This window comes from Streptomyces sp. NPDC006512 (assembly GCF_040611935.1).
Taxonomy (GTDB): domain Bacteria; phylum Actinomycetota; class Actinomycetes; order Streptomycetales; family Streptomycetaceae; genus Streptomyces.
Window position 1 is genome coordinate 1 of record NZ_JBEXPG010000029.1, and the last position, 12,543, is coordinate 12,543.

A 12,543-nucleotide genomic window follows, 5' to 3' on the forward strand; every position below is an offset into this window, starting at 1 on the left:
TACGCGGGCTTCCGCCCGGCGCACCGAGAGCACGCACCAGACGCCGCAGGGCCGCCCTCCGGGCGACGACGGGAGTTTGACGACAGGCCCTAGGCAAGCCGCTCCCCGCCCGGGCGCGGGCTCGCCGCGGCTACGGGCGGGGGGCGGCCTCGGCCGTCGTGACGCGGGGGAGGGCGTACGGGTGGTGCGCGGTCAGCCAGGTGAGCAGCCGCTCGCGGACCGCGCAGCGCACGGTCCAGACGTCGTCGGCGTCCTTCGCGGTGACCACCGCGCGGACCTGGATGGTGTTCGGGGTGGTGTCCGTGACGACCAGACCGCTCGCCCGGCCGTCCCACTCGGGCACGTCCTTGAGGATCTCCGCCAGCTGCTCCCGCATCAGCGCGACCGGCGCCGAGTGGTCCAGGTGCCAGAAGACGGTGCCGGTCATCTCCGCGCCGCCGCGCGACCAGTTCTCGTAGGGCTTGCTGGTGAAGTACGAGACCGGCATCGTGATCCGGCGCTCGTCCCAGGTGCGGACCACGAGGAAGGTGAGGGTGATCTCCTCGACCGTGCCCCACTCCTTGTCCACGACCACGGTGTCACCGATGCGCACGGTGTCGCCGAAGGCGATCTGCAGCCCGGCGAAGAGGTTGCCGAGGGCGGCCTGGGCCGCGATGCCCGCCACGATGCCGAGGACCCCGGCCGAGGCCAGCATCGAGGCGCCGAGGGTGCGCATCGGCGGGAAGGTCAGCAGCATGGCGGCGATGGCGACCACGACGACGACGGCCGTGACCACCCGCTGGATCAGCGCCACCTGGGTGCGGACCCGGCGGACCCGGGCGTTGTCGGGGGCGCCGGCCGCGTAGCGCGCGTACGAGGCGTCGACGATCGCCGTCGCGATGCCCACGAGGAGCCAGGCCGTCGAGGCGATCATCACCAGGGTCAGCGCGCGGCCCACGCCGACGCTGTGGTCGGGCAGGACCTCGGCCTTCCGGTAGCTGGCCCGGAGCAGTGCCGTGCCCATGACCAGCCGGAAGGGCAGGCGGCAGCGCCGCAGCAGTCCCCACAGCGGGGTTTCCGGGTGCCGGGCGTCCACCTTGCGCAGCAGCAGGTCGAGCAGCCAGCCGACGAGCAGCGTCAGCGCCACGATGATGCCGATGACGAGGACCGGACGCAGGAGTTTCTCCATATCCATGCCAGAGAACGTAACCGCGAGAGGCGTCCGGAAACTGGCACGATGGAGGTATGAACATCATGCTCTTCCATTCGACGTACGGGCTGAGGCCCGCGGTGCACGCGGCGGCCGACCGGCTGCGCGCGGCCGGACACCGGGTCGAGGTGCCCGACCTCTTCGAGGGGCGCACGTTCGGCACGGTCGAGGAAGGCATCGCCCACCAGGAGGAGATCGGCCGGGACGAGCTGCTCAAGCGGGCGGTGCTGGCCTCGGCGCCCCACTCCGACCAGGGACTGGTCTACGCGGGCTTCTCCTTCGGCGGTTCCGTCGCCCAGCACCTGGCGCTGGCTGACGACAAGGCGCGCGGGCTGCTGCTCCTGCACGGTACGGCGGACCTGGCGGAGGACGCCTCCGCGGACGAGCTGCCGGTGCAGCTGCACATCGCCGACCCGGACCCGTTCGAGCCGCACGACTGGCTGACGGCCTGGTACCTGCGGATGCGGCGGGCGGGGGCGGACGTGGAGGTCCACACCTATCCCGGGGCCGGGCACCTCTTCACGGACCCGGACCTCGACGACTACGACGCGCAGGCCGCCGAGGAGACCTGGAAGGTGGCGCTCGGCTTCCTCGACACCCTCTAGTGCCGTGGCCGGGAAGGTTTGCCGGGTCGCGGCGTCCGGTGCGGTGCGTCTCAAGGCGGAGGGCCGCGGCTCGTACTGGACGTACCTCCGTGGTCCGACAACGCGGAGAGGTGCCGTGCCGGGCGTCGCGACCCGGTGGACCTTTCCGGTCACGGCACTAGGCCGTCTCTTCCGGATCGTGCCGGGCCGGTGCCGCCCGGCACGATCCGGAAGGGACGACCTGGGCGCTGCCGCCGACAGGCCCGGGGGCTGCCTACGATGAAGCCGACCTGACCGCACCCGCGCGCCCACGGAGGCACACCCATGCCCGACCTGCACCCCTTCATCGCGGGGCTGCCCAAGGCCGAACTGCACGTCCACCACGTCGGTTCGGCCTCCCCGCGCATCGTGGCCGAACTCGCCTCCCGCCACCCCGACTCGAAGGTCCCCACCGACCCCGAGGCGCTGGCCGACTACTTCACCTTCACCGACTTCGCCCACTTCATCGAGGTCTACCTGTCGGTCGTCGACCTCGTGCGCACCCCCGAGGACGTCCGGCTGCTCACCTTCGAGGTGGCCCGCGACATGGCCCGGCAGAACATCCGCTACGCCGAGCTGACCATCACCCCGTACTCCTCGACCCGCCGCGGCATCGACGAGAAGGCCTTCATGGAGGCCATCGAGGACGCCCGCAAGGCCGCCGAGACCGAGCTCGGCGTCATCCTGCGCTGGTGCTTCGACATCCCCGGCGAGGCCGGCCTGGAGGCGGCCGAGGAGACCACCCGCCTCGCCGTCGACCTGCGCCCCGACGGCCTGGTGTCCTTCGGGCTCGGTGGCCCCGAGATCGGCGTACCGCGCCCGCAGTTCAAGCCGTACTTCGACCGGGCCCGCGCCGCCGGCCTGCACAGCGTGCCGCACTCCGGCGAGACCACCGGCCCCGAGAGCGTCTGGGACGCCGTCCGCGAGCTGGGCGCCGAGCGCATCGGCCACGGCACCAGCGCGGCGCAGGACCCTGAGCTGCTGGCGTACCTCGCCGAGCACCGCATCGCCCTGGAGGTCTGCCCGACCTCCAACATCGCCACCCGCGCCGTCGCGAACCTCGACGAGCACCCGGTGAAGCAGATGGTGGCCGCGGGCGTGCTCGTCACCATCAACAGCGACGACCCGCCGATGTTCGGATCCGACCTCAACAACGAGTACGCGGTCGCCGCCCGGCTGCTGGACCTCGACGAGCTCGGGCTCGCGCGCCTGGCGAAGAACGCCGTCGAGGCCTCGTTCCTGGACGAGGGCGGCAAGGCGAAGCTGAGCGCGGAGATCGACGCCTACACGGCGGCCTGGCTGTCGCGCTGACCTTCCGTCGAGCGCTCCGGCCCCGAGAATGGGGCCATGAGCACTCTGACTGCCGTCGGCCACCGCGGCGATCCCTACCGGTTCCGTGAGAACACCCTCGCCTCCGTCCGCTCCGCCTTCGCACGGGGAGCGGACGCGGTGGAGGTCGACGTCCGCCTGACCCGCGACGGGGTACCGGTCCTGCTCCACGACGACACGCTCGAGCGGCTGTGGGGGCACGACGTGCGGCTCGACGCCGTGACGGCCCCGCAGCTCAAGGAACTGACGGAGGGCCGGGTCCCGACCCTCCGTCAGGCCCTGATGGAGGCCGGGGCCGGCCGGCTGATGCTCGACCTGCCCGGCGCGTCGTCCGAGGCCGTGCGGACCGTCGTGGGCCTGGTGCGGGAGTGCGGTGCGGGCGAGCGCACCTACTACTGCGCGGGCCCGAACACCATGCTGGCGGTGCGTGCCGCCGATCCGGCCGCGGAGATCGCCCTGACCTGGACGACGCTGTCGCCGCCGCGCCGGGTACTGATCGACGCGGTGCGCCCGCGCTGGCTCAACTACCGCTTCGGGCTGGTCGACCGGCCGCTGACGGACGCCCTGCACCGGGACGGGCTCCTGGTGTCGGCGTGGACCGCCGACACCAAGCGGTCGATGCGGGCGCTCCTGACGGCGGGCGTCGACGCGATCACCACGAACCGGGTGGACGTGCTGACGGCCGTGAGAGCCGGCCTCGGCCGGTGATACGCGCCTGGGGGGAGTGGGTGCGGCGGGCGGATCCGCGCCGGCAGGACCTGGGGCTGATGCTGCTGGTGCAGCTGGCCACCGCCATCCCGTTCGTCGTGCCCCGGGATCCGCGGGAGGATCCCGCGACCTGGACGGCGTACCTGGTCACGGTGCTGGGCAACCTTCCGCTGGTGTGGCGGCGGCGGGCGCCCGTGCTGATGCTGTTCGCGGTCGTGGCGGCCGGGTCGGTCTACCAGCTGGCCCTGGACGGTCCCGGGCAGCCGCTGCCGTACACCGGGCTGATCTGCCTGTACACGATCGCGCTGCACTGCCCGGAGCGGGTGCGGCTCGTCATGGGCGGGGTGGCGGTGGTGATCATCGTGATCTCGGTGGCGCTCAACACGCGCACGGCCCGGGAACTGCTGTTCACGCTGTTCGTGTTCGCGGCGGCGTACGCCCTCGGGCGGCTCCAGGCCACCCGCCAGGCCTACACGGCCGCCGTCGAGGACCGGGCGGCCCAGCTGGAACGGGCGAACCGGATCGAGGCGGAGCAGGCGGCGGTGCGCGAACGCGCCCGGATCGCACGGGAGATGCACGACGTCCTCTCGCACGCGGTCAGCATCATGATCGTGCAGGCCGAGGCGGGCCCGGTCGCGGTGCGCAGTGCTCCGGCCCGGGCCGAGGCGGCCTTCGAGGCGATCGCCGAGACGGGCCGGGACGCGATGGCGCAGCTGCGCACGATGCTGGGCGTGCTGCGGACGCAGGAGGCGGCGCCGCGTGCGCCGCAGCCGGGGATCGCGGCGCTGCCCGCCCTGCTGGACCGGGTGCGGGCGAGCGGGCCGAGGGTGTCGTACGCGCGGACGGGCGAGGTGCGCGAGCTGCCCGCCGCGCTGGAGGCGACGGTGCACCGGGTGGTGCAGGAGGCCCTGACGAACGTGGTCAAGCACGCCGGGGCCGGTGCGGTGGACGTACGGCTGGACTACGGGTCGGCGGCGCTGACGGTGACGGTCGCCGACGACGGGCGGGGGCCCGGCGGGGTCCCGTCCGGGGCGCCGGCCGGCGGGCACGGGCTGATCGGCGTCCGCGAGCGGGCGGCCGCCCACGGCGGTACGGCCTGGACGGGACCGGGCCCGGACGGGACCGGGTTCGTGGTGCGGGTGGATCTTGTAACGTCCCCGCTGGAGGTGGGGACGTGACGATCCGTGTGGTGGTGGCCGACGACCAGGAGCTGGTGCGCAGCGGCTTCGCGATGATCCTGGACTTCCAGGAGGACATCGAGGTCGTGGCGGAGGTCGGGGACGGCGCGGCGGCGGTGGAGGCGGTGGCCCGGCTCGCTCCGGACGTGGCGCTGCTGGACATCCGGATGCCGGTGCTGGACGGGATCGAGGCCTGCCGGGCGATCTCGGCGCGCGGTGCGTGCCGGACGGTGATGCTGACGACCTTCGACTCGGACGCGTACGTGTACGAGGCGCTGCACGCGGGGGCCAGCGGTTTCCTGCTGAAGGACGTCCGGCGGGACGACCTGGTGCACGCGGTACGGGTGGTGGCGGCGGGCGAGTCCCTGCTGGCGCCCTCGGTGGCGCGGCGGCTGATCGAGGAGTACACGGCGGCGACGGCCCGGCCGGCGGCGCGGGAGCTGTCCGCGCACCGGCTGGAGGTGCTGACGGCCCGGGAGCGGGAGACGCTGCTGCACCTGGGGCGGGGGCTGTCGAACGCGGAGATCGCGGCGGCGCTGACGGTGAGCGAGCACACCGTGAAGTCGCACGTGGGGAACGTGCTGGCGAAGCTGGGGCTGCGGGACCGGATCCAGGCGGTGATCTGCGCGTACGAGACGGGGCTGATCGCGGCGGGGGCCACCGCTCCCGCGGGGGTGTCCGGGACGCGGGATTCTCCCTCTGGGGAGTGAGAGGCGGCGTGTCGGCTCCCCCGCGCCGGTGAGTTGTCGTACCGCTGAAGACCCCTCTCGCTGGTGATCCGCAACCACCCCCGTGACCAGCAACATTGAGGTCGTCGGGGCAGCCGGTCCCGGGATCTCACAGGGGGAACCACCATGAACGCAACGACCCGTACGCTGATCGCCGCCGCTCTGGTCCTGGGCGTGGCCTGCGGTCCGGCGGTCGCGGCGCACGCCGCGCCCGATCCGGTTCCCGTGCCCGTTTCGGCGGGGGCCGTTCCGCCCGTCTTCTCGGCTCCGCCGAACGCGGCGGCGCTGGAGAAGGCCGTCGCGGGTCTCGGCGCGGACCACGAGGACGCGACGGCCGCGCTGGTCCGGGTGGGTGGTACGAGTGGCAGCTGGCGGGGCGCGTCCGGCGTCGCCGACGTCCGGACGGGGCGCCCGGCGGTCGAGGAGGGCCGCTTCCGGGCCGGGTCGGTGACGAAGACCTTCACCTCGGCGGTGGTGCTCCAGCTGGCCGCCGAGGGCCGGCTGCGCCTGGACGGGACGGTGCAGGAGTACCTGCCGGGGCTGCTGCCCGCGTCGTTCAAGCCGGTCACCGTGCGGCAGTTGCTGAACTACACCAGCGGAATCCGCCCGGCCGACAGTCCGGCCGACACGTTCGAGGAGGCCTACGCCCACCGGTTCGACCTCGACGACCCGCGCGCCCTGATCGCCAACGCGGTGGCGAAGGGGCCGGAGTTCGACCCGGGGACGAGGCAGCACTACCTGAACATCGACTACACGATCCTGGGTGTGCTGATCGAGAAGGTGACCGGCACCTCGTACGAGAAGGCCCTGACGAAGCGGATCTTCCAGCCGCTCGGCCTGCGCGGCACCTCACTGCCGGGCCCGCGGCAGACGCGCATACCCGGCCCGCACAACCGGGGTTACCAGGCGGTGCCGCTGCCCGACGGCGGCAGGAAGCTGGTCGACGTCACGGAGTGGGGCTCCTCGCGGGAGTGGGCCGCCGGGGACCTCATCTCGACCACGGCGGACCTGGAGCGCTTCACGAAGGCCCTGTTCGGCGGCCGGCTGGTGCCCGGGGCTCAGCTGGAGGAGATGTTCACGGTGCCGGACGTGCCGGACTTCACCACCGGGGCCCCGGCGGAACTGACGGCGGGGATGAAGCGGTTCGCCCTGCCGGGCGGCAAGGAGGCCTGGGGCAAGACGGGCGGGCGGCACGGCTACAACACCGTGATCGGCGGTACCCGCGACCTGTCGCGCACCCTCGTGTACTCGGTGAACTCCACCGACGCCAAGGGCCCGGACATGAACAGGGTGGCCCTCGGCATCGTGAACGCGGCCTTCGCCGGGTAGGGCGGGGCAGCGGCCCGCGCTCAGGCGCCGGCGGGCAGGTGCTCGGCGGGCCGGGCGTCCAGGGGCTGGGCCTCCACAGGCTGGGCGCCCAGGGGCTGGGGCAGGGGCAGGGCCTCCAGGCGCTTGATCATGCGGCGCAGGATCAGCAGGGGTATCACCCCGAAGACGCCGAAGGACATGTCGATGACCGACCACCAGAAGGGGATGCCGCGGATCGGGCCGCAGATCAGGGCCAGCGGGATGATCCCGGCGCAGGCCACCATGCCGGCCTCGACGATCCAGATGTTGCGGACGGGGTCGCGGTGGACGCCGTAGAAGAAGACGGCGATCACCAGGTGGGCGAAGGCCAGCCAGTCGGTGCCGTAGAGGAGGAAGGGGTACTCGGCGTCGGCCCGTGTGAGGCCGTCCCCGACCCGCTGGAGCCAGTCGTTGGAGACCAGGGCGTTCGCCCACCGGAGCTCCGTGACGAGGGGGAAGGCGGTGAGTCCGCTGAGGACCAGGCAGACGAGGAACAGGGCAAGCCAGGCACGGATCCGCCGCTCAAGGGCGCTTCTCTCGCTCATGGAAGACACCCTACTCCCGAAGTTGAACACGTTCAGCCAATTTCATGAACGTGTTCAACTCTTCGGGTCTCGTATGGCGCGGACGCGGCCGGCGGCGGTCAGAGCCCGACGATGGAGTTCCAGCGCCGGGCGAGGGAACGGCGTTCGGCCGAGGAGATGTCCCGGGCCACGGCCAGGCGTTGGCGCATGTCGGCGTCGGGGAAGATCAGCGGGTTCCCGGCCAGTTCGGCGGTCTCCTTGTCCGGGGAGCCGGCCAGCACCTCCCGGGCGGCGGGCACGGGGCAGACGTAGTTGACGGAGGCGGCGAGTTCCGCGGCCACCGCGGGGTCGTAGTAGTGGTCGACGAGGGCCTCCGCATTGGCCTTGTGCCGGGCCAGGTTGGGGATGAGCAGGCTCTCGGCCCAGAGCTCGGCCCCCTCTTCGGGGACCACGAACTCGATGTCGGGGTTGTCGGCCTGGAGCTGGATGGCGTCACCGGAGTAGGCCTGGCACGCGAGGACGTCCCCCTTGCTCAGATCGGAGGTGTAGTCGTTCCCGGTGAACCGGCGGACGTGCTTCTTGCGCACCAGCTCCTCGACCTGGTCGCACATCCGGTGGAAGTCCGCTTCGGTCCACCGGGTGACGTCGACGCCGTTGCCCTGCATCAGCAGGGCGAAGGACTCGTCGAGTCCGGAGAAGAGCGTCACCTTGCCCGCCAGGTCCGGCTGCCAGAGGTCCTTGACGGACTTGATCTCGCGGCCCAGCGCCCTGCGGTTGTAGGCGATGCCCGTGATGCCCGACTGCCAGGGGACGGTGTGCAGCCGGCCCTCGTCGAAGGCGGGGGAACGCAGCTGCGGATCCAGGTACTTGGTGACGTTTCCCTGAGCCGCGCGGTCCATTTCCTGGGCCCAGCCCAGGTGGACGAAGCGGGCCGCCATCCAGTCGCTGACGACGACGAGGTCGTGGCCGGTGGCCTGGCGGTTCATCAGAGCCGGGCTGATCTTGCCGAAGAACTCGTCGTTGTCGTTGATCTCCTCGGTGTACCGGACCTCGATGCCGGTCCGCTCGGAGAAGGCGTCGAGCGTCGGGCGGCTCTCCTCGTCCTCCTCGTCGGTGTCGATGTAGAGCGGCCAGTTCGAGAAGGCGACGCTCCGGTCCCGGGCGGAGAGGTCCTCGCCCCGCCGCCGCTCCTGCGGGACGTAGGCGGCGGGAACACCGCAGCCGCCGAGGGCGGCCACCAGGCCCGCGGCACCGAGGCCGCGCAGCGCCGCGCGGCGGGAGAAGGCGAGTTCAGGCATGGGCACAGCCTCGGACACGCCGAAGGGGCGGGCAATAGACAAGGTGTCTACTGCCCGCCCCTTCAGAGCCCTGCGGTGATCAGTGTGATCACCGTGCGGGATCAGCCGTCGAGCGAGGTCATGACGTGCTTGATGCGGGTGTAGTCCTCGAAGCCGTAGGCGGAGAGGTCCTTGCCGTAGCCGGACTTCTTGAAGCCGCCGTGGGGCATCTCGGCGACGAGCGGGATGTGGGTGTTGATCCACACGCAGCCGAAGTCGAGGTTCTTGGACATCCGCATCGCGCGGCCGTGGTCCTTGGTCCACACGGAGGAGGCGAGGGCGAACTCGACGCCGTTCGCGTACTCCAGGGCCTGGGCCTCGTCCGTGAAGGACTGGACGGTGATGACGGGGCCGAAGACCTCGTTCTGGATGATCTCGTCGTCCTGCTTGAGGCCGGAGACGACGGTCGGGGCGTAGAAGTAGCCCTTGTCGCCGACCTGGTGGCCGCCCGCCTCGACCTTGGCGTGGGCCGGGAGGCGCTCGATGAAGCCCGCGACCTGCTTGAGCTGGTTCGGGTTGTTCAGCGGACCGTAGAGCACGTCCTCGTCGTCCGGCTGACCGGTCTTGGTGTCCGAGGCGGCCTTGGCAAGCGCGGCCACGAACTCGTCGTGGACCGACTCGTGCACGAGCACGCGGGTGGCGGCGGTACAGTCCTGGCCCGCGTTGAAGTAACCCGCGACCGCGATGTCCTCGACGGCCTTGGCGATGTCGGCGTCCGGGAAGACCACGACCGGGGCCTTGCCGCCGAGCTCCAGGTGGACGCGCTTGACGTCCTTGGAGGCGCTCTCGGCGACCTGCATGCCCGCGCGCACCGAGCCGGTGATGGAGGCCATCGCCGGGGTGGAGTGCTCGACCATGGCCTTGCCGGTCTCGCGGTCGCCGCAGATGACGTTGAAGACGCCCTTGGGCAGGACCGAGTCGATGATCTCCGCCATGAGGACGGTGGAGGCCGGGGTGGTGTCCGAGGGCTTGAGCACCACGGTGTTGCCCGCGGCGATCGCCGGGGCGAACTTCCACACGGCCATCATCATCGGGTAGTTCCACGGCGCGACCTGGGCGCAGACGCCGACCGGCTCGCGGCGGATGATCGAGGTCATCCCGTCCATGTACTCGCCGGCCGAACGGCCCTCCAGCAGGCGGGCGGCACCGGCGAAGAAGCGGATCTGGTCCACCATCGGCGGCAGCTCCTCGCTGGCCGTCAGGCCCAGCGGCTTGCCGGTGTTCTCCGACTCGGCGGCGACCAGCTCGTCCGCGCGCGCCTCGAAGGCGTCCGCGATCCTGAGCAGGGCCTTCTGCCGCTCGGACGGGGTGGTGTCGCGCCAGCCCGGGAAGGCGGCCGCGGCGGCGGCCATGGCCGCGTCCACGTCGGCCTGGCCGGACAGGGGGGCCGTCGCGTACGCCTCGCCGGTGGCGGGATTGACCACCTCGGTGGTCCGCCCGTCGGCGGCGTCCTTGAACTCCCCGCCGATGTAGTTGCGCAGACGACGCAGTTCGGTGGTCACTACAGCCACTCTCCTGATCACATGTCCAATGATTGAGACGAATCCCCAGCCTAGCCCCTCGGGTGACGCTTTCGACAGAGCCAGACACAGCCAACTACGAAATCCGTGCAATCGAAGACTTCGCACAACGGATTTCATCGCTTACGGGTTGCGGAACAGACGACTCCTCGTGCACAGTGAGGTCGTGGTCAGTCGAAGCGCAGATTCCAGGAACAGACAACCGTCCCCTTCGGTCAATGCTGTGTCCCTGGCGATCATCGAGCAACTGCAAGAGGACGGCCGCCGTCCCTATGCATCGATCGGCAAGGCCGTCGGCCTGTCCGAAGCGGCCGTACGCCAGCGCGTGCAGAAGCTGCTCGACCAGGGAGTCATGCAGATCGTCGCCGTCACCGACCCGCTCACCGTGGGCCTGCGACGGCAGGCCATGGTCGGCATCAACGTCGAGGGAGACCTCGACCCGGTGGCCGACGCGCTGACCGACATGGCCGAGTGCGAGTACGTGGTGATGACCGCGGGGTCGTTCGACCTGATGGTGGAAATCGTCTGCGAGGACGACGACCACCTACTCGAAACGATCAACAAGAAGATCCGCACGCTCCCCGGCGTGCGATCAACCGAAAGCTTCGTTTACCTGAAGCTGAAGAAGCAGACCTACATGTGGGGAACCCGATAACCGTGAGCCAGGACCTCTCCAAGACCGCGTACGACCACCTGTGGATGCACTTCACCCGCATGTCGTCCTACGAGAACTCCCCCGTCCCCACCATCGTCCGGGGCGAGGGCACCTACATCTGGGACGACAAGGGCAAGCGCTACCTGGACGGCCTCGCCGGCCTGTTCGTGGTCAACGCCGGTCACGGCCGCAAGGAACTGGCCGAGGTCGCCTACAAGCAGGCGCAGGAACTCGCGTTCTTCCCCATCTGGTCGTACGCGCACCCCAAGGCCGTGGAGCTCGCCGAGCGCCTCGCCCACTACGCCCCCGGTGACCTGAACAAGGTCTTCTTCACCACCGGTGGCGGCGAGGCCGTCGAGACCGCCTGGAAGCTCGCCAAGCAGTACTTCAAGCTGCAGGGCAAGCACACCAAGTACAAGGTCATCTCGCGTGCGGTCGCCTACCACGGCACCCCGCAGGGCGCCCTGTCCATCACCGGCCTGCCGGCCCTCAAGGCCCCCTTCGAGCCGCTGGTCCCCGGCGCGCACAAGGTGCCGAACACCAACATCTACCGCGCCCCGATCTTCGGCGACGACCCCGAGGCCTACGGCCGCTGGTGCGCCGACCAGATCGAGCAGGAGATCCTGTTCGAGGGCGCCGACACCGTCGCCGCCGTCTTCCTGGAGCCGGTGCAGAACGCCGGCGGCTGCTTCCCGCCGCCGCCCGGGTACTTCCAGCGGGTCCGCGAGATCTGCGACGAGTACGACGTGCTCCTCGTCTCCGACGAGACGATCTGCGCGTTCGGCCGTCTGGGCACGATGTTCGCCTGTGACAAGTTCGACTACGTGCCGGACATGATCACCTGCGCCAAGGGCATGACCTCGGGCTACTCCCCGATCGGTGCCTGCATCATCTCGGACCGCCTCGCGGAGCCCTTCTACAAGGGCGACAACACCTTCCTGCACGGCTACACCTTCGGCGGACACCCGGTGTCCTCCGCGGTGGCCCTCGCCAACCTCGACATCTTCGACAAGGAAGGCCTGAACCAGCACGTGCTGGACCAGGAGGGCAACTTCTTCAACACCCTGAAGAAGCTGCACGACCTTCCGATCGTCGGCGACGTCCGCGGCAACGGCTTCTTCTACGGCATCGAGCTCGTGAAGGACAAGGTCACCAAGGAGTCCTTCACGGACGAGGAGACGGAGCGCGTGCTCTACGGCTTCCTCTCCAAGGCGCTCTTCGAGAACGGCCTGTACTGCCGCGCCGACGACCGTGGGGACCCGGTCATCCAGCTGGCCCCGCCGCTGATCGCGGACCAGGGCACCTTCGACGAGATCGAAGGCATCCTGCGCTCGGTGCTCACCGAGGCGTGGACCAAGCTCTGACAGGCGCGGACCGGACCCGAATCGTCCGGCCACACGGCCCG

12 protein-coding genes are annotated in these 12,543 nt (G+C 70.7%); 8 read left to right on the plus strand and 4 right to left on the minus strand.

The window, feature by feature from the left end:
• Positions 1 to 130 precede the first annotated feature (130 nt).
• Positions 131 to 1,168: a mechanosensitive ion channel domain-containing protein gene (locus ABZZ17_RS21155; protein ID WP_356877922.1), complete on the minus strand. Its 1,038-nt coding sequence runs from the start codon at positions 1,166 to 1,168 to the stop codon at positions 131 to 133.
• A gap of 56 nt (positions 1,169 to 1,224) precedes the next feature.
• Here ABZZ17_RS21155 and ABZZ17_RS21160 point away from each other — a divergent pair, with 56 nt between their 5' ends.
• From ABZZ17_RS21160 to ABZZ17_RS21185, 6 genes are all read left to right on the plus strand, one after another.
• Complete coding sequence (locus ABZZ17_RS21160; protein ID WP_356877842.1) at positions 1,225 to 1,794, plus strand: dienelactone hydrolase family protein; 570 nt, start codon at positions 1,225 to 1,227, stop codon at positions 1,792 to 1,794.
• Positions 1,795 to 2,097: 303 nt separating this feature from the next.
• Positions 2,098 to 3,123, plus strand: a complete 1,026-nt coding sequence (locus ABZZ17_RS21165) for an adenosine deaminase (protein ID WP_356877843.1) — start codon at positions 2,098 to 2,100, stop codon at positions 3,121 to 3,123.
• Between the two features lie 36 nt (positions 3,124 to 3,159).
• On the plus strand, positions 3,160 to 3,849 hold the full coding sequence (locus tag ABZZ17_RS21170) for a glycerophosphodiester phosphodiesterase (protein WP_356877844.1): 690 nt from the start codon (positions 3,160 to 3,162) through the stop codon (positions 3,847 to 3,849).
• A gap of 59 nt (positions 3,850 to 3,908) precedes the next feature.
• A complete protein-coding gene (locus ABZZ17_RS21175) occupies positions 3,909 to 5,027 on the plus strand; it encodes a histidine kinase (RefSeq protein ID WP_356877923.1) in 1,119 nt (372 codons plus the stop codon).
• A complete protein-coding gene (locus ABZZ17_RS21180) occupies positions 5,024 to 5,737 on the plus strand; it encodes a response regulator transcription factor (RefSeq protein ID WP_356877845.1) in 714 nt (237 codons plus the stop codon). The genes ABZZ17_RS21175 and ABZZ17_RS21180 overlap by 4 nt, the downstream gene beginning before the upstream one ends.
• 144 nt (positions 5,738 to 5,881) lie before the next feature.
• Positions 5,882 to 7,084, plus strand: a complete 1,203-nt coding sequence (locus ABZZ17_RS21185) for a serine hydrolase domain-containing protein (RefSeq protein ID WP_356877846.1) — start codon at positions 5,882 to 5,884, stop codon at positions 7,082 to 7,084.
• Between the two features lie 20 nt (positions 7,085 to 7,104).
• On the opposite strand, the gene ABZZ17_RS21190 is transcribed toward ABZZ17_RS21185, so the two are convergent.
• The 3 genes from ABZZ17_RS21190 to ABZZ17_RS21200 form a co-directional block, all read right to left on the minus strand.
• A complete protein-coding gene (locus ABZZ17_RS21190) occupies positions 7,105 to 7,647 on the minus strand; it encodes a hypothetical protein (protein ID WP_356877847.1) in 543 nt (180 codons plus the stop codon).
• Between the two features lie 98 nt (positions 7,648 to 7,745).
• Entirely contained in the window at positions 7,746 to 8,924 is a 1,179-nt protein-coding gene (locus ABZZ17_RS21195; protein ID WP_356877848.1) for a spermidine/putrescine ABC transporter substrate-binding protein, read from the minus strand.
• A 101-nt stretch (positions 8,925 to 9,025) separates the two neighbouring features.
• The gene (locus ABZZ17_RS21200; RefSeq protein WP_356877849.1) at positions 9,026 to 10,465 is read right to left on the minus strand and encodes a gamma-aminobutyraldehyde dehydrogenase; all 1,440 of its coding nucleotides are present in this window, start codon (positions 10,463 to 10,465) and stop codon (positions 9,026 to 9,028) included.
• A gap of 169 nt (positions 10,466 to 10,634) precedes the next feature.
• On the opposite strand from ABZZ17_RS21200, the gene ABZZ17_RS21205 reads away from it, so the two are divergent.
• Both ABZZ17_RS21205 and ABZZ17_RS21210 read left to right on the plus strand, forming a co-directional pair.
• Positions 10,635 to 11,138, plus strand: a complete 504-nt coding sequence (locus ABZZ17_RS21205) for an Lrp/AsnC family transcriptional regulator (RefSeq protein ID WP_356877850.1) — start codon at positions 10,635 to 10,637, stop codon at positions 11,136 to 11,138.
• The gene (locus ABZZ17_RS21210) at positions 11,123 to 12,502 is read left to right on the plus strand and encodes an aspartate aminotransferase family protein (RefSeq protein WP_031144108.1); all 1,380 of its coding nucleotides are present in this window, start codon (positions 11,123 to 11,125) and stop codon (positions 12,500 to 12,502) included. Before ABZZ17_RS21205 ends, ABZZ17_RS21210 begins: the two co-directional genes overlap by 16 nt.
• Positions 12,503 to 12,543 lie beyond the last annotated feature (41 nt).